The organism is Chitinophaga sp. H8, assembly GCF_040567655.1.
Taxonomy (GTDB): Bacteria; Bacteroidota; Bacteroidia; order Chitinophagales; family Chitinophagaceae; genus Chitinophaga; species Chitinophaga defluvii.
Map to the genome: position 1 here is coordinate 987,610 of NZ_JBEXAC010000001.1, position 16,731 is coordinate 1,004,340.

General features: G+C 42.9%; 16 protein-coding genes. 8 read left to right on the top strand and 8 right to left on the bottom strand.

Annotated features, from left to right (window positions below):
* Window position 1: 1 nt before the first annotated feature.
* Both ABR189_RS03790 and ABR189_RS03795 read right to left on the bottom strand, forming a co-directional pair.
* Window positions 2-1,138: a glycoside hydrolase family 172 protein gene (locus tag ABR189_RS03790; protein ID WP_354659111.1), complete on the bottom strand. Its 1,137-nt coding sequence runs from the start codon at window positions 1,136-1,138 to the stop codon at window positions 2-4.
* Between the two features lie 193 nt (window positions 1,139-1,331).
* Window positions 1,332-2,351 (bottom strand): LacI family DNA-binding transcriptional regulator, encoded by a 1,020-nt coding sequence (locus tag ABR189_RS03795; protein ID WP_354659112.1) that lies wholly within the window; start codon window positions 2,349-2,351, stop codon window positions 1,332-1,334.
* Window positions 2,352-2,484: 133 nt separating this feature from the next.
* On the opposite strand from ABR189_RS03795, the gene ABR189_RS03800 reads away from it, so the two are divergent.
* Complete coding sequence (locus tag ABR189_RS03800) at window positions 2,485-3,843, top strand: sensor histidine kinase (protein WP_354659113.1); 1,359 nt, start codon at window positions 2,485-2,487, stop codon at window positions 3,841-3,843.
* On the opposite strand, the gene ABR189_RS03805 is transcribed toward ABR189_RS03800, so the two are convergent.
* From ABR189_RS03805 to ABR189_RS03815, 3 genes are all read right to left on the bottom strand, one after another.
* Window positions 3,840-4,736, bottom strand: a complete 897-nt coding sequence (locus tag ABR189_RS03805; protein ID WP_354659114.1) for a cation diffusion facilitator family transporter — start codon at window positions 4,734-4,736, stop codon at window positions 3,840-3,842. The two genes, ABR189_RS03800 and ABR189_RS03805, sit on opposite strands and share 4 nt — an antisense overlap.
* Before the next feature lie 143 nt (window positions 4,737-4,879).
* Entirely contained in the window at window positions 4,880-5,683 is an 804-nt protein-coding gene (locus tag ABR189_RS03810) for a helix-turn-helix domain-containing protein (protein ID WP_354659115.1), read from the bottom strand.
* 299 nt (window positions 5,684-5,982) lie between these two features.
* On the bottom strand, window positions 5,983-7,713 hold the full coding sequence (locus ABR189_RS03815) for a GMC oxidoreductase (RefSeq protein WP_354659116.1): 1,731 nt from the start codon (window positions 7,711-7,713) through the stop codon (window positions 5,983-5,985).
* Window positions 7,714-7,888: 175 nt separating this feature from the next.
* On the opposite strand from ABR189_RS03815, the gene ABR189_RS03820 reads away from it, so the two are divergent.
* From ABR189_RS03820 to ABR189_RS03845, 6 genes are all read left to right on the top strand, one after another.
* Window positions 7,889-9,163, top strand: a complete 1,275-nt coding sequence (locus tag ABR189_RS03820) for a sensor histidine kinase (protein ID WP_354659117.1) — start codon at window positions 7,889-7,891, stop codon at window positions 9,161-9,163.
* A gap of 69 nt (window positions 9,164-9,232) precedes the next feature.
* A complete protein-coding gene (locus ABR189_RS03825; protein WP_354659118.1) occupies window positions 9,233-9,607 on the top strand; it encodes a hypothetical protein in 375 nt (124 codons plus the stop codon).
* Between the two features lie 294 nt (window positions 9,608-9,901).
* Window positions 9,902-10,711, top strand: a complete 810-nt coding sequence (locus ABR189_RS03830) for an MbnP family protein (RefSeq protein WP_354659119.1) — start codon at window positions 9,902-9,904, stop codon at window positions 10,709-10,711.
* Window positions 10,712-10,736: 25 nt separating this feature from the next.
* Entirely contained in the window at window positions 10,737-11,774 is a 1,038-nt protein-coding gene (locus ABR189_RS03835) for a cytochrome-c peroxidase (RefSeq protein WP_354659120.1), read from the top strand.
* Window positions 11,775-11,801: 27 nt separating this feature from the next.
* On the top strand, window positions 11,802-12,728 hold the full coding sequence (locus tag ABR189_RS03840; RefSeq protein WP_354659121.1) for a transporter family protein: 927 nt from the start codon (window positions 11,802-11,804) through the stop codon (window positions 12,726-12,728).
* A 14-nt stretch (window positions 12,729-12,742) separates the two neighbouring features.
* On the top strand, window positions 12,743-13,054 hold the full coding sequence (locus ABR189_RS03845; RefSeq protein ID WP_354659122.1) for a hypothetical protein: 312 nt from the start codon (window positions 12,743-12,745) through the stop codon (window positions 13,052-13,054).
* A gap of 161 nt (window positions 13,055-13,215) precedes the next feature.
* On the opposite strand, the gene ABR189_RS03850 is transcribed toward ABR189_RS03845, so the two are convergent.
* The 3 genes from ABR189_RS03850 to ABR189_RS03860 form a co-directional block, all read right to left on the bottom strand.
* Window positions 13,216-13,857: a YceI family protein gene (locus ABR189_RS03850; protein ID WP_354659123.1), complete on the bottom strand. Its 642-nt coding sequence runs from the start codon at window positions 13,855-13,857 to the stop codon at window positions 13,216-13,218.
* A gap of 80 nt (window positions 13,858-13,937) precedes the next feature.
* A complete protein-coding gene (locus ABR189_RS03855) occupies window positions 13,938-14,516 on the bottom strand; it encodes a DNA-3-methyladenine glycosylase I (RefSeq protein ID WP_354659124.1) in 579 nt (192 codons plus the stop codon).
* 47 nt (window positions 14,517-14,563) lie between these two features.
* Window positions 14,564-16,003 carry a vWA domain-containing protein gene (locus ABR189_RS03860; RefSeq protein ID WP_354659125.1) on the bottom strand — a complete coding sequence of 480 codons (1,440 nt, stop codon included), beginning with the start codon at window positions 16,001-16,003 and terminating at the stop codon, window positions 14,564-14,566.
* Window positions 16,004-16,190: 187 nt separating this feature from the next.
* Here ABR189_RS03860 and ABR189_RS03865 point away from each other — a divergent pair, with 187 nt between their 5' ends.
* Window positions 16,191-16,688 carry a DinB family protein gene (locus ABR189_RS03865; RefSeq protein WP_354659126.1) on the top strand — a complete coding sequence of 166 codons (498 nt, stop codon included), beginning with the start codon at window positions 16,191-16,193 and terminating at the stop codon, window positions 16,686-16,688.
* Window positions 16,689-16,731 lie beyond the last annotated feature (43 nt).

A 16,731-nucleotide genomic window follows, 5' to 3' on the forward strand; every position in this document is an offset into this window, starting at 1 on the left:
TTTAATTAACCTCCAGGTCATTCATCACCGGCAGTTTTGGGAAGGGGGCATGCGGCTCCCGCTGGTACCAGAAAACAACACTGCTGATATCTGATTGTTGTGGAAGGTAACGGCCGCCACTGCGCCAGCCCAGATCCTGTATGGTGATTTTCAGTTCTTTCTCAAAGCGGACCGGATCCATGATGTGCCAGCGGTATAAGCCAAAACGCTGTTGTGATTTATATAATCCGTCGGGCCGTATTACCTGGTGTAAGCCGGTATATGGTGTGGAAAACTCCTGGTAACGCCCCTTGTTGTCAAAATTATAAGAACCGCAGAAATAGTCTTCCGTACCGGTGCCGCAAATGGTAGGGTATTTCGTATCTCCATCCATGAAGAATTTAATTTCTCCTTCACCCCACCAGCCATTATTGTTCACCCCCCAGGCCATATAGGTACCTACGTACTGGCCTTTGCCTTTAATCCCATCTACCATCGTAAATTCCGCACCTTTCACCGGATTATTCCGGCGGAACTGCGCGTGGAAGTAACCCGCATCTTCAGGCACATTGGTAAGCGTATAGTCTACCTGGTAGTAAAGGGTCATTCTTTCTGTATTGATGTTTTCCATGGTGATCTTACATTTCTTACGGAAAGGCATCGCCCAGTAGCAATTAAAAGCGCTGCCGGGATTGACACATACTGGCAGTGAATTCAAGGGGGCATATTCTCCCCATCCCATTCCAAAGAAGTCGCCCACAGGTACTTCTACAGAAGGAGTTGTTTCATCGTCCCAGTAAAAACGGAGGATAGAGTAGCGCCAAACGCCGGTAGGAGTCATCCAGATATGCTGTATGGCTCCTGGTCCGGTAATTTCTGCCAGGGTAATTGTTTTTCCGGGTTCAATATGAATATAGGGGTTTACTTTCCAGCCTTGTCCCAGCTCTCTGGCGGCACCACGGGCAGTGCCCTGGTCCAGGGTAGCCATGCCTCCCTTGCCGGGTTCACCGGTAAAGTTTTCAGGGCTGATGGAGCGGGTTTTGGCATCAGACATGCGGTAGAGGTTACCCATGTTCATATCAAGACCATTGAATGGCTGTTGGGCATAGGCAGCCCAGCTGAAACAGGAAGCTAAAGTGAGTAGGAGCAGTTTTTTCATAAAGTGTTTAGTTTATAAAATTCATGATCCCAATTACCCGGTACAATTCCGAGGTATATTACTGATATTTTTTCTGGACCTGAGTGATCAGTAATCGGGCATAACGTTTTTTTTTCAATTGGCTTTATCGTTTAAGCAAAAGGGCCACCAATGCCGCCTTTGCCTGAGTCATACGTGGATAAATGGGGATTCCTTAGTGGTTCCCACAAGATTTTCTAATCACCAGCTCCGTATCCATACAAATAACAGCGGTTTCTTTTTTAGCCGCTATGATTTGGTCAAGCAACACCCGCACCGCTGCTTTTCCCATATCCATAATCGGTTGTCTTACAAATGTGACAGGAGAGTAGAACAGATCCAGTGCTTCTCCTTCATCAAAGGTGACTATGGCAAGATCTTCCGGCACGCGTATACCAAGTGTATTAATATATTTCAATCCTTCAATAGCCAGGGTATTGGTAGCAAAGAACAGGGCATCTGCCGGCTTTTTGGCATTACGCAGCTGATCTATTGCTGTTTTCAGGTCTTCCTTCAGATGAGCATACCGGGCCAGTTTAAGCAGGCTGTTCTTTGGCAGCAGATCATGATCACGTAAGGCTTCATGGTACCCACGTTTACGTTCATTGATATGCTGTAAGGATGTTTTATATGCTACCATTCCGATCTGTTTCTTTCCCATTTTAATAAGATGGGATACCGCATCGTAGGCCGATTGGTAGTTATTAATTGTGATGTAACTGACAGGGATTTCAGGAAAATAGCGGTCTATCAGCACAAAAGGAACATTCATGGTTTTCAGTTGCGCTATCTGTTGCTCCGATCCCTCTGTAGGTGTGATGATCAGCCCGTCTACCTGCCGGTTTAACAATACACTGATCAGGTCTCTTGATTTATCTACATTCTCATCTGAACTGCCGAAGATGACCGTGTAATTGTTGCGTTTTGCCTCATCTTCAATAGTGCGGGCAATGTTGCCGAAGAAAGGGTTGGAGATATCCGCCACAATCAATCCGATCGTATAAGAGCGGCCGCTTTTAAGGCTGCGGGCAATATGATTAGGCTGATAGTTCAGTTTTCTGGCTATTTCCCGGATCTTTTCCGCCATCTCTTTGCCTATCCTCGCTTCTTTCTCCTTATTGGTCAGCACGTAAGATACCAGTGCAGTTGAAACCCCCGCCTCGGTAGCTATATCTTTCAACGAAACCTTCTTCATGGATTAAAAGTATGCTTAAACGTTTAAGTAAGCAAGCTTTTCGGGTAAAATATTTTTAAAAAAGCGCCATTATGGGGGATAAGGTATGATCTGAGGCCCTGGCACTGAACAGGATAGAAAACAAGAAGAAGCTTTGGAAAATTTCAGATTATATATCTTTGCCGCTGCTATGGCCCAACATTATGTTCGTAAGATCCTGAGTACCATTTCCGACTATTGGAACCGTATTATTAATATAGGGGTATACCCCGGGATGCCATTTATAGAGGCACGACGTACCAAGGTATTAAACCTGATGTCATTGCCAGGTGTACCTTTCACTGCGTATTTTTTAGTATTGAATATTTGCCAGGGAAGATTCCTGTTGTCGCTGATTAATTTAATGACGATGTGCGGGAGCCTGGCGGTATTTTATTTTAACAAGAAGCGGTATTACCTGAGCGCCAGGGTGTGGCTGATTGTTTATAATCTTGTCCTGTATACAGTATCCGCCCTGTACTTTCATAATGGGGTAGAATTTTTTCTGCTGACGGTTCTTATCCTGATCTTTTTAATCTATGACAATAAGTGGTTATTGACAGGAGGTGCGATAGTACTGGTAGCCTGTTTTATGTATGCACACTTTTTTCCTGTCAACTGGGGGCCGGCAGTACCAGTGCCGGCATCGAGAATTGCCGTGAATGTTATTATCGCCATATTGTTTATTATTATCGCCCTGACTTATTTTAAGAAGGTACATGAGGATTACCAGGAGCAGACAGAAATACAGCGGAAGGCTTTGGATGCGATGAACCGGGATAAGGAAAAGCTGTTTTCCATCATTGCCCATGATATCCGCAGCCCTTTGGCTACGCTGGAGGTATTGCTGGAAATGTTCCGGAAAGGGGAGTATGGAGAGGCTGAAATGAAAATTGCAGCTGCCTCATTAAATGAAAAAGTAAAGCAGGTGGGAGGCTCGCTGGATAACCTGCTGCATTGGAGTGCTACGCAGATGAAGGGCATTGCCACCAAGCCCGTCATTTTTTCTTTGTCCCCGCTTGTTTTAGAAGTACTGCAATTATTTGAATCGAATATCCTGGAAAAAAAACTGACAGTGAATATGGATCTTCCGGAAAACCTGCAGCTATATGCTGATAAAGATCAGGTGGTGGTGATTATCCGTAATCTGCTGGGCAATGCTATCAAATTTAGCCACGGCGGAGGAATGATACAGATGAAAGGTAGTGATCAGGGAGAGGATATTGTATTCAGTATAGCGGATAATGGGGTGGGGATCGCTGCAGATAAAATAGCTTCCCTGTTTAATTTTAAAGGAGCACCGGCATATGGAACTGCAGGAGAGCGGGGGGCAGGATTAGGGCTGTTACTCTGTCATGAATTTGCCTTGCAAAACAGTGGGAGAATAATAATAGAAAGTGAGGTGTCGAAGGGCAGCATTTTTACCCTGACATTACCCGCTGGTAAAGGGCAGGAGGCAGAGGATGTTTTTTAAGCCGGAGCCGGCTGAATAATAATATAATGTACCAGGGGATATACTTCCTGTATCGAAGCACGTATCCGGCTGATAGCCTCATTTATTTCATCAGTATCCAGTTCATTAAAAGCGACTACAATAAGCAGCATCACCTCTTCCGGGGATTGATAGGTAGAAAATAGATTGATTACCTTTTTTACAGCCGGATCTTTTCCAACCAGTTGAGCGATTTTTTTGTGAGTAGCAGGGTCAATACCTTCTCCCATTAGTAAACTTCTGCTTTCGCGGGCCAGGAGTATGGAAACGATGGTCAGCAAGATACCTACCAGCAAGGAGGCTATCCCATCAAGATAAGGATTATTGAAGTGATGCCCGAGGTAGATCAGGGTACCTACTATGATCAGTCCCAGTACTGCTGCGCTGTCTTCAAAAAGCACCAGGAAGCTAGGAGGATCTTTGCTTAACCTAATAGCGCCCCACCATGACTGATCTCCACGAACTTTATTAAACTCCCTGGCAGCAACATATAAAGAAGTGCCTTCAAAAAACAGGGAGCAAACCAATACAATGTAATTCCAGGTAGGATCTTCTAATGGCGGTGGGTTCCTTAAATGAATGATCCCCTGGTAAATAGAAATACTGCCTCCTATTCCGAAGATAAGTATGGAAACAATAAAGGACCAGAAGTAGAGTTCTTTGCCATAACCAAAAGGGCGTCTGGCATCAGGTGATTTTTTACTTAGCCGGATACCCAGCAGTAGCAGTAACTGATTGGCAGTATCAACCAGGGAGTGTACTCCTTCAGAGATCATAGCGGAGCTGCTGGTAGTTATTCCCGAAATGAATTTAATGACTGCTATTAACAAATTAGCGGTCAGCGCAGTATAAATCGATTTGTTGGAAGTAGCCAAAGATGCAAATATTTAAAGTAATAGCACCAACGTCTGGGTTTAAATACCGGAGTTAATCCAGATATGGCTTATCTGTAAAACAGGTAAACTACCTGTAATAAATATAACATTAAATTATTTAAGTGCATGTAGGATGGACTTACTTATTGTAATACCGGTAATTTCTTTTGCAGGTGAATTTGTGGAGAATACCCTAGTATTTCCTGGAAAAAATTACAGCAATCAGCAACACTATCATATCCCAGTTTATAACTTACCTGGCATATATTGTCTTTTCCGGCATCCAGCAATTCCAGTGCTTTCATCACTTTGAAGGTCTTTAAAAAAAAGCACATAGACATCCCCATTTCTTTTTGAAATAAGCGGGAGAGGGTACGCTCTGAAATGCCAAATTGCCGGGCCACCTCTGATGTGGAATGCCTGAGCAAAATGTTTTCAGACAGGTAAGTTATTATTTTGGATAGTTGGATAGATTGGGGAGCAGGTAATGCCAACAATAACTTTTCCGTACACAGGATGGGTAGCAGCTTTTTAAGCTGATGATAAAAACAACTTTCTGTTTGTTCATCCGGTGTATGGTATTGCCGGTGTTTGGCATAGCGGAGTTGTTCATCCAGTAATGGGTGGACCTGGTATATACCGGTTTGTTTATAAAAAGGATGATCTTCCTGCGCCACTTCCAGAAAGATAGTATTGATCAGGAGGTCGGCCGAATAAGATATTAATTTATGCCTGGTATGTGCTGGTACCCATGCACAATACCGGGCTGGGATTAATAAACGATAATCCGCTACATACAAGTGGAGCAGGCCATTTTCGGCATAAATTAATTGCCCCTGGGTATGTTCATGCCAGTCTGCTGTAAATATGCCAAGATGCTCATACAGCAAATGCCCATTCTTGATTGGCCTGATAACCGGAACATTTGTTAACACATTTTTATTCATGGCAGTGTAATAAATAATCAGCATTCTACGACAAACAACTGCTTGTACCAAACATTATCCTGGGGAAAATACGACGTTCAAAGTATAGGATTTTTTTAAAAACAGTTATCATCTGCGGCGGCCGGAGGAATAGAGAAATGTGGTGTAATGTAGTCTGGTAGCGATCATGAAGATAGGAGGTGCCCTTGTAAAAGGGTGTGGTGCTGATGGCTGGATTTCCGATGTTCAGGTGTCCGGAAATACAGCCGTCGACATACATGTTTTTCAGAAAAAGCAGTGCAAACAGGCGATATTCCTCTTTACAGGTTACCTTTTTTCATTTCACTGACAGTATAGTTAGCAGCCCTGGCAGTCAGGGCCATGTAAAGGATGGAGGGGCTTTGATTACCGGTGCTGGCCATGCAGGCGCCATCAGTTACAAATACATTTTTACAATGATGCAGCTGGTTCCATTCATTTAGTAAAGATTGTTTAGGATCAGATCCCATCCTGCATCCCCCCATTTCATGAATATCCAGTCCCGGCGCCTGTTTGTTATCATGCTGCTGTATATTTCTGCATCCTGCTTTATCTAGCATTTCAGCACTTTGTGTGAGGAAATCCCGGATCATTTTTTCATCATTGTCGTCATAATCCACAGACATGATTAATAGCGGGATACCCCATTGGTCTTTTTTATCCGTGCTTAACCTTACATGGTTACTTTCTTTAGGGATGGTTTCCCCCTGCATGTACATATATGTTTGCCAGCCGCCGGGTTCTGTAATTGCCGTTTTATATGCAGCGCCTATGGATTCATCTGTAAGTGCAGTTTCGTTTGTACGGTAGCGGTGTGCTCCCATGAAGGTAGTAAAACCACCTACGTAGTCAGTGTCTTGCTGCCGCAGATTTCTGTAATTGGCAATAATCGGTTCTGTAGGGTTACGTCCATAATAGTATTTATCTTCCATTCCATCCAGGTCTGCACTTACGGAAGCCCGGTAATTGTGGAAGGCAACATATTTTCCCAGCAAGCCATTGTCATTACCAAGTCCCTGAGGAAAGCGGGAAGAAGTGGAATTCAGTAATATCAGGTTGCTGTTCAGGGCAGAAGCGTTTACGAAAATGACCCTGGCAAAAAAGTCAGTGATTTGTTTGGTATTGGCATCAATCACTCTTACACCCACTGCTTTTTCTTTTTGCTCGTCATAGATGATAGAATGTACCACAGAAAAAGGGCGTACGGTGAGATGTCCGGTTTTCATCGCCCAAGGCAGGGTGGAGGAAACGGAGCTGAAATAACCACCGAAAGGGCAGCCACGCATACAAAGGTTCCTAGCCTGGCATTTCACCCGGCCTTGCTGTATATGGATGTCTTTGGGAACAGTCAGATGCGCCCATCTTGCGTGTACCATGTGCCGGTCTTTATAATGTGCCCGGATCTTTTCCTGGATATGTGTTTCCGCGCAGTTAAACTCAAATGGAGGTAAAAAATCTCCATCCGGCATGGCTTCAATACCATCGCGGGTACCGCATACACCAATAAACTTTTCCACGTGTGTATACCAGGGAGCTACCGTATTATAGTCGATGGGCCATCCTATTCCGTAGCCATAGCGGGTGGGAGCGGTAAATTCATATGGGCTCCATCGTTGGCAGGCACGTCCCCAGGTAAGTGATTTGCCACCTACCTGATAGCCTCGTATCCAGTCAAAGGGTTTTTCCTGTATATAAGGATGATCCTTGTCTTTAATGAAAAAATGGGCAGTATCTTCTCCAAAGCCAGCCGCTTTACTGATCAATGGATTTTCCTGCAGGAATTCCCTGGTCATCTGGCCCCGGTGCTTGAATTCCCAGGGCGCTTTAGTGGCAGTCGGATAATCCTTGACATGCTCTACGTGCCGGCCTCTTTCCAATACCAATGTTTTCAGGCCATGGTCACAGAGTTCTTTGGCAGCCCATCCGCCACTGATGCCAGAACCAATAACAATAACATCAAATGTGTTGTCTTTTGTACCTGCGCCATTTATAGAGAATGTGTTGGCTGTCATAACGGGAATATTTAAATCGATAGGAGTAGCATTACTCTAATATAAAATAAAAAAACAGGACTTTCACTACGTCAGCAGGAGATAAACCGTTTGAAATATTATGTGTTTTAACATGTTTATATGCCGTAATTTTGCACATTTACGATGCCTTTACATGGGAAATATTGTTGATGCAATGAGAAGGACCTTTTATTTTCTTATTGGAAACCCGGAGCAGTTTACATTGGAACATCGTGTTTTTAATGCGATATGTGTAATTCTGTTGGTAGTATTAGGCTATAATGTTCCTTTCAATTATCTGGTAGGGCTTAAAGAAACCTCCCTGATATTCATGGTGTTTCTGACAGTGTTTGGCATGATGTATTATTGGTCGCGCTTTAAACATAAACTAACACTTGCCATCAGCATTGCCGCGATATCAGCCAGCCTGCTTTTTGCCATCAATTATTTCTTCAGTTCAGGAATCAGGGGAGCCTCCCTGCTTTCCTTCACACTTACCTTTTTTCTGATCATGGTAGCATCTCCGGTACGTTATTACGTCTGGTGGCTTATTTTGAACCTGGTGATCGTTATCGGAATTATTGTTGCCGAATATTATAATGCAGATTTGGTGGTGACGATGTATGGCTCCAGGCAGGAGCTTTTTGTGGACATGACTTCTACCTACCTGATCAACGTTGCCGTTATTTTTATCGGTACCTTGTATATCAAAAGAGCGTATAATACAGAAAAGAAAACAGTACAGGAAAAAACAGCGGCACTTGAAAAAATGAATGCCGAAAAAAGCAAGCTCTTTTCTATTATCTCCCATGACTTACGAAGCCCGCTGCATTCCATCCAGGGGTATCTGGAACTGATGAGAGAGGCCGCACTGGATCAGGAAGATAAAGACCGGATAGAGCTGGAGTTGCTGAGTATGGTAAATGGTACACAGGAGATGTTGTACAATATGTTATCCTGGTCAAAAAATCAGATGGATGGAGTGAAAGTGAATATTGTGCCCACCAATGTTGCCAGAGTCATTCAACCTGTAGTAGAAGTTAAAAAAATGCTGATGCTGAAAAAGACTATTGAACTGGAAGATGACATTGATCCTTCCATATCAGTGAATGCAGATATAAATATGCTCCAGCTTATTGTCAGGAATATCATTGGGAACGCTATCAAATTTACCCCATCGGGAGGAAACATTTATATTAAGGCGATGCGTTCAGAAAACGATTGTCTGATAGTAGTTAGAGATAATGGAAATGGTATTGAGGAAACTAATAAACCAGATATCTTTTCATTAAAAATGCAGTCAACTTTCGGCACCAATAATGAAAAGGGGGTAGGACTGGGACTGTTCCTCTGTAAGGAATATACAGAAGCACAGGGTGGTAAAATATGGTTTGAAAGCAACAAGGGGATCGGCAGTACTTTCTATATATCACTCCCGCTCGCGAATTAATAGGAATTAATAATGAAGAATTGATGTTTTATTGATAGCTTTGCAGGAACTTTAACAGCGTTTTAAGCAATGCGGAAACAATCAATAACGGTACTACTAATGCTGATCTGGCTTTGCCAGCTGTCAGGCCGTTATTTTGTGATGCTGGACTTTTACATTAACCAGAATTACATTGCCAAGAATCTTTGTATTAACAGGGACAAACCGCAAATGCACTGTAATGGTAAGTGTAGCTTGAAAAAGAAGTTAAATGAAGAAGACAGAAAGAATCAGGAAAATCCTGAACGTAAGGCTGAAAACAGAAGTGAGATTTTTTATCCACTGATCACAGAGAACAGGACCGTTCCTCAACCTGAAACTATAAATACCATATATACTCATCCTGATTGTATTGGAACCCCGATAGACCAACCTGCTGTAATCTTCCATCCACCGGCCGTTTAAGCGCCTTAAAGACACATTTTTATTCTGAAATTACTTTGGAGGTATTGTTATGGTTATTACTGTAATAGTATTTAACAATAGCAGCATACCTGTCGCATTGCGTAACTTATGACGCACTGGCTTTGTATAAAAGCTGGCTGCATGGTCATACCTGTATCGCGGTAATCAATAGCTATTTAGTTTTCAAATACAACTTTTCCGGTGTAGGGAGAGCAAGCTTCTTATTGCCTTTACTTTCCGGCATTATTCAATAACATTTCTATCTGAATTATTCATTTTCGAATTATACAAATTATGAAACAGTTTCTTCTCTTATCTACCACAATCATATTGTTGATGGCATCGTGTAAAAAGGATGATACAACACCTTCTGAAAATACAGGCGTTAAAGCTACTTTATCCATCCAGTTTGATAATATCATGGGAGGGAAAAATCTTCAGCTGAATACCGGTAGTTATGTGAATGCCAGCGGAGAACAGTTTAGCGTTGATTTATTAAAATATTATATCAGTAATATTAAGCTGACCTCTGTGGCAGGAAAAGAATATGTAGTACCCCAGGATAGCAGTTATTTCCTGATATCAGAAGCGGATGGTGCTTCCCAGTTTGTGAAAGTAAAAGTACCTGAAGGGGAATATGCTTCCATCAGTTTTGTATTAGGCGTAGACAGTTTACGCAGTACGATGGATATCCGTGATCGTAAGGGGGTATTGGACCCTTCTACTGAATTGGGCACGGGTATGTATTGGGTTTGGAACAGTGGATATATTTTCTTTAAAATGGAAGGTATTGCAGCGGTGGCACCTAAAGATCCGAGTGGCCAGCATAAATTCCGGTATCACATCGGTGGATTTGGTGGATATAATGCCCCTACTATCAATAATATCAAAACTATTAAGATAGATCTGAAGGCAGGAGGAATGCCAAGAGTGAGACAGGGTAGGGAAGCAAACATACATCTGATGGTAGATATTTTAAAAATGATGAACGGAACCACCAATCTCAGCATTGCCAAAAACCCTACCGTGATGTTCGGTGAACTTAGTACTATTCTGGCTAACAACTATGCCAATATGTTTTCACATGACCATACAGAAAATTAAGCCGGCTGGCTTTTAATGATAAATTATGACTAAAAAATACCGGATCATATTACTGCTGCTGGCCGCGGGATTATATGCTTGCAGTAAAAGTGAGGTGGTGGCTGCTTTTATAGGATTTAAGCAGCCATCCAACTTCCCGGCGCCAGCATATAATCTTGCAGGGAACCAGATTACGCAGGCGGGATTTGAGCTAGGCCGGAAATTATTTTACGAACCGCGCCTGTCCCGCAACAATACTATTTCCTGCGGTGATTGCCACATACAAACAGCTGCTTTTACGCATCACGGACATGACGTGAGCCACGGTATTGATGACAGGTTGGGTAGCAGAAATGCACCTCCTATGATGAATCTGGCATGGCACTCTACCTTTATGCTGGATGGAGGTGTATTTGACCTGGACCTTCAGCCCATAGCTCCTATTACAAATGAGGTGGAAATGGATGAAACATTGGATAATGTACTGAAGAAGCTCAGGGAACATCCACAGTACCCTGCACTTTTTAAAAAAGCCTTTGGATCAGAAGAAATCTCTACCGCCCGGATGATGAAAGCCTTATCGCAATTTATGGTGATGCTGGTAAGCGACCATGCTAAATATGATAAGGTGATGCGTAAGGAAGGAGAAACTTTCACAGCAGCAGAACAGGCAGGGTATAAATTGTTTCAGGAGAAATGCAATGCTTGTCATAAAGAACCATTATTCAGTGATTATTCCTTCAGGAATAATGGGATTGGTGCTGGTCCTAATAACGACGAAGGACGATATGCTATTACCTTAAATGCGGGAGATAAGTATAAGTTTAAAGTGCCCAGCTTGCGCAACCTGGCTTATACTGCGCCCTATATGCATGATGGGCGATTTTATACCCTGGATGGCGTACTAGAACATTATACTGCAGAAGTACAGGATATGCCCACGCTGGACCCGTTGTTAAAACAAAATGGAAAATTGGGTATCAGTTTAACTGCGGAGGAAAAGAAACAGCTGCTTGCTTTTCTGAATACATTGAATGACAAGGAATTTATTACTGACCGCAGATTTTCAGAACAGGCGCAGTAATATTTTATCATTTACTTAAAGAGGGATATGAAAAAAGCACTTGTGTTAATCATTTTTTTGGCGATAGGAATCTATGAATCCCGGGCATGTGATATTTGTGGTTGTGGCGTTGGGAGTTATTATATCGGGATTCTGCCGGATTTCAAAAAACGGTTCGTAGGTTTGCGTTACCAGTATAAAACACTGCGTACGCATTTAGGACCGGGAGGAACGACGTCTTATCTGACTACAGATGAAACTTATCAGACTGCAGAGCTCTGGGGTGGTTGGAACATTGGCAAACGCTTTCGCGTATTGGGCTTTGTGCCGGTGAATTTTAATGAACGGAGCAACCAGGGAATCCGTAACAGCAAACAGGGAATTGGCGATATTGCAGTGGTAGGATATTATCAGCTATTGGATAAACAACAGACTATCCTGAATAGTAAACTATTGGTACAGTCATTGTGGATAGGAGGAGGGATAAAACTACCCTCCGGTAAGTATGAGCAGGAAGAAAGAAAAGAAAACGAAGAAACGCCGAATAGCTTTCAATTGGGTACAGCCAGTACTGATTTTACCCTGAATGCGATGTATGATATCCGGTTGATGGATTTTGGTGTGAATGCCAATGTGAGCTATAAGCTGAATACGGCTAATAAATACGATTACCGTTATGGGAATAAGTTTACAGCCAATGTGCTGGCATACTACAAAATCAGGATAGCAGAGAAAGTAACGGTAGCGCCAAATGCAGGGGTATTGTATGAAACTGCGGCGAAGGATCAGGAAGACAAAAAATTCCCGGTGGATGTTTCGGGTGGCTATTCCCTCTTAGCTACTACAGGAGTAGAGATTACCTGGAACAGTTTTTCTATTGGTGGTAATTTTCAGCCTCCTGTATCACAAAAAATGGCGGATATGCGTGTTAAAGCAGGGAACAGGGGCATGGTACATCTGACTTATTTATTCTAAAATAAACAATGGATATGAACAGACTTTTGGGAATTATGATGGTGGCAATGGTCGTATTGGCCTGTAACAGCCAAAGCAACAACAGTAATCACGGAGAGCAACAACAAGCAGCGATGGATACTGCCGGTATGATGACAAGTGAAGCGGAGATCACTTATGATACTGCCTTGGTAGCTAATAAGAAAGACCCTGTTTGCCGGATGCCGGTAAGGATGGGAGTGCATGATACTGCACATTATAAAAATGAGGTGCTTGGCTTCTGTTCCCAGGAGTGCAAAACGGCATTTGTGGCGAAGCCAGCTGATTATAAGCTGGAAATGAAGTAGTTAAAGCAGATAGTTAATGCATTGTAAAAGCTTTCTAAAGCTATGCATATTTTCACTTTAAGCATTCGCCGTATTAAGCTAACAGTTATTTAAAAGCATCAGGGCCAGCCTGAAAGGCCGGCCCCGGTGCTTTTGAATATAATGGGTAAGTAATAAACACGTTATTTGGCATTTGCTATCAGTAATACGTTCAGGTCAAAATCGTCATAGATGGTTTTATCGCCCAGATTTTCAAAAAAGCTTTTTGAGCGGAATTTGATATCATATTTGGTGCGATCTATTTTGATAGCTGCTTTTGCAGTCAGTTTATTTCCATCTATAGCAACGGTAGCCGGAAAAGTGATGGGATTGGTAATGCCTTTGATGGTCAGTTTGCCGGTTACTTCATATTCGCCGCTACTTTTTGAGGTAACACTGGAAATAATAAAGTTGGCCGCCGGAAACTTTTCAACAGAAAAGAAGTCATCACTTTTCAGGTGTCCTACCAGTCTGCCATTCATTCCCGGGTCTTTAATATCCGTTACAGCAATACTACGGGTATCCAACGAAAAATTACCACCTTTTATTGCTTTATTTTCGACGTGAATAGTACCTTCTGCAACATTGATGGTACCACTATGTTCGCCTGTTACTTTTTTGGCGGTCCAGGTAAGTTTGCTTTGCTGATTGTCTACAACAAAAGTAGTAGCACGGGTGGGGGATAAGGTGGTTGGTTCATGTTTATCTTTCTTAAGCACTGGAGCGCTAAATGACATCAGCACAAATGTTGCTCCAAAGAAAGCTAAAGTTGCTAAACGTTGCATATAAGTTGTTTTGCCATAAAGATATCTCAAAATTCTATCAGCGGCAGCTATTTAAAGTGCTTTTTTGTCTTTCACGATCTTTAATGCCGGTGACAGGTGGTGAGATGATCATTAATCATGCCGGTAGCCTGCATGTGAGCATAACATATCGTGGTGCCAAAAAATTTGAAACCACGCTTTTTCATGTCTTTGGAGATAGCGTCCGAGATACCGGAGGATGCAGGTATCTCTTTAGGTGTTTTGGGAGCGTTCCTTATCGGTTTACCTGCTGGCATAAAGGAATAGAGGTATGTGTCAAAAGAGCCGAATTCCTTTTGCACTTCGAGGAAATGTTGGGCATTGCTGATAGCAGCCAGGATTTTTAACCGGTTCCGTATAATCCCTTCATCTTGCATCAGGCGGGCTACATCTTTCTCGGTAAATCGGGCCACTTTCGCGGGGTCAAATCCGGCGAAGGCTTTTTTATAGTTGGCTCTCTTGCGTAATATGGTAATCCAGCTTAACCCGGCCTGTGCAGATTCCAGTAACAGGAATTCAAACAGGATACGGTCATCATGTACTTCCTGTCCCCATTCTTCGTCATGATATTTTATATATAGTGGGTCTGTGCCACACCAGTGGCACCTGCTGATTGTGGCTGTAGCTGCTTTGCGTGTCATACTGCTGAAATTGAGTACCTAAATTAAGGCTTTAGGATATGATCTGTCTAAATTTTTTTTTGCTTTTTAACTTCGTAGTTAACTGATTTGCTGGATTTCTGGAAGAGCTTTCTTTCAGCTGCTTCCATAGTTTTTACACTATCTATATTGTTCAGATAAGACGACATTTTGTTAAACTGTTCTTTTAGTTTGGGAGATTTATATAATTGTTCCTTTTGTTTAAGCACAGCAATGGCTGCCTTGCCACTGCTACGGGCTGCATCATAATCTCCTTTATCCACCCGCGCCATCATCTCATCAAATTGTTCCGTTGATTCAAAAAGTGCCAGCATTTCCTGCACAGTGCTGTCTTGTCCTTTTTCGATCAATGTTTTATTATCAGTTACTTTTATAGTGACCTGTTTTTCCAGATTTACCGGATCAAATTTCTGGGCATCAATATAGCTAAGGGTACACTTAAACCGGAGGTCTTTCTGCACAGGTGTTTTTGATGTTAATCTGATCAGGATAGCTTTTTCATCATTCGCGTAGATATCGTTAAACCGTACCTGTACCTGTCCGTTTTTTACTTCAAATGGATAGCCATATACTTTTTCACATTGCATGCCTTCCGGAATGCTTATCTGTGCCAGGGCATTCTGAGCTACCACACTCAACAGTCCTTTTAGTTCCCGGGCAAATAAAGCAGGTATTTTATCTGCACTGTCTATAAAGTAATAATTAGCACGGCCGGATTCCGCCAGCATTGTTAGCAGATCCTCGTTGTAGTCAGCCCCCAGCCCGAAAGTGGATAACGCTATCCCTTCCGCGTTATATTTTTTCTCCACCAGGCGTTTCAGCTCCAGGGGATCTGTAATACCATCATTGGCTAGTCCGTCGGTAAGTAACAATACCCTGTTGACATAACCGTCTTTACGTGTTTGCTTTGCTTGCGAATATCCTTCCAGCATACCTCCGCTGAGGTTAGTACTGCCCCGGTCAGTGATTTTGTCTATGGCATGTTTCAGGGCTTCCTTGTTTTTAACAGGTTGGGAAGGACTGGTAACTTCCACCCGGTCGTCATAATTAACAAGGGAAAGATAATCGTCCTGACTCAATTGATCTACCAGGAATTTGGCAGCGCGCCTGGCATAGTCAATTTTTTCTCCCTCCATAGAGCCGCTCCTGTCGAGTACCAGGGAAATGTTAAGCGGTACACGTGGCTGTTCTGTAGCAGGTTGCCCACTCTGTATATTGATGTACAGATATATCTCTCCCGGGTTGTTTTGCAATACCCAGGCATTACCAGGTTTGGCATACCAGTTGACCAGTTTGCTGGCATCAAATTCACCAGGTGGAAAGTTGTTTTGTGGGTCAGTTGTACTAACAGGCTGTAGAGGAATGCCATTACCGGAATTGTTACCGGGAGAGCGGGCACCTGATGATACGCACGATGCAAAAAAAGCACAAATAGCTATACTGCCAAGGAAAGGAATGAGCTGCGGCATGAGGAAATTCTTTTGGGTGAATGAATGGTTTTGAGGTTAGATGAAGGGATAGCAGATTTCCATAAAGAAATCGGGTGCTTTAACAAATGTTTCACAGAAAACTTTTTTTCATATGCTTAAATCCTCCTGACATAAGGTTGTCACTTCATGGTGTGTACTTTACAATACAAACTAAAAACATACTACTATGACATTGACAAACATCCTCCTGAAAGAAATGGCACAAGAAGCGCAAACTACCCGTAAAATGCTGGAACGTGTGCCTGATGATAAGTACGATTGGCAGCCTCATCCTAAAAGTATGAGCATTAAGCAGTTAGCTACACATATTGCGGAGTTGCCTTCCTGGGTACAAATGGCATTAACCACAGAGGGACTGGATTTTGCTGAGAATCCTTATGACTCCAGGCCTGTTACCAACACAAAAGACCTGCTGGCATTTTTTGAGCAATCCCTGGCAGCAGGTAGGGCAGAACTGGAAAAGGCCACCGATGAACAGCTGGAAGGTACCTGGGTACTGCGTAACGGAGATCAGATATACAGCACTTCTTCAAAAGGCGAAGTGATCAGGATGGCTTATTGCCAGATCGTGCATCATCGTGCGCAACTGGGGGTATTCCTGCGTTTATTGGATGTGCCTATCCCAGGTAGCTATGGCCCCAGTGCAGATGATGATAGCTTTTAATTGATCCATTTTACTCCCTGAACGGTATGGGGCTGGCAATAGT

Coding starts and splice junctions, on each gene's coding strand:
- ABR189_RS03790 (WP_354659111.1), bottom strand. CDS start 1,138: ATGAAAAAACTGCTCCTACTCACTTTAGCTTCCTGTTTCAGCTGGGCT.
- ABR189_RS03795 (WP_354659112.1), bottom strand. CDS start 2,351: ATGAAGAAGGTTTCGTTGAAAGATATAGCTACCGAGGCGGGGGTTTCA.
- ABR189_RS03810 (WP_354659115.1), bottom strand. CDS start 5,683: ATGAATAAAAATGTGTTAACAAATGTTCCGGTTATCAGGCCAATCAAG.
- ABR189_RS03815 (WP_354659116.1), bottom strand. CDS start 7,713: ATGACAGCCAACACATTCTCTATAAATGGCGCAGGTACAAAAGACAAC.
- ABR189_RS03820 (WP_354659117.1), top strand. CDS start 7,889: ATGAGAAGGACCTTTTATTTTCTTATTGGAAACCCGGAGCAGTTTACA.
- ABR189_RS03825 (WP_354659118.1), top strand. CDS start 9,233: ATGCGGAAACAATCAATAACGGTACTACTAATGCTGATCTGGCTTTGC.
- ABR189_RS03830 (WP_354659119.1), top strand. CDS start 9,902: ATGAAACAGTTTCTTCTCTTATCTACCACAATCATATTGTTGATGGCA.
- ABR189_RS03835 (WP_354659120.1), top strand. CDS start 10,737: ATGACTAAAAAATACCGGATCATATTACTGCTGCTGGCCGCGGGATTA.
- ABR189_RS03840 (WP_354659121.1), top strand. CDS start 11,802: ATGAAAAAAGCACTTGTGTTAATCATTTTTTTGGCGATAGGAATCTAT.
- ABR189_RS03845 (WP_354659122.1), top strand. CDS start 12,743: ATGAACAGACTTTTGGGAATTATGATGGTGGCAATGGTCGTATTGGCC.
- ABR189_RS03850 (WP_354659123.1), bottom strand. CDS start 13,857: ATGCAACGTTTAGCAACTTTAGCTTTCTTTGGAGCAACATTTGTGCTG.
- ABR189_RS03855 (WP_354659124.1), bottom strand. CDS start 14,516: ATGACACGCAAAGCAGCTACAGCCACAATCAGCAGGTGCCACTGGTGT.
- ABR189_RS03860 (WP_354659125.1), bottom strand. CDS start 16,003: ATGCCGCAGCTCATTCCTTTCCTTGGCAGTATAGCTATTTGTGCTTTT.
- ABR189_RS03865 (WP_354659126.1), top strand. CDS start 16,191: ATGACATTGACAAACATCCTCCTGAAAGAAATGGCACAAGAAGCGCAA.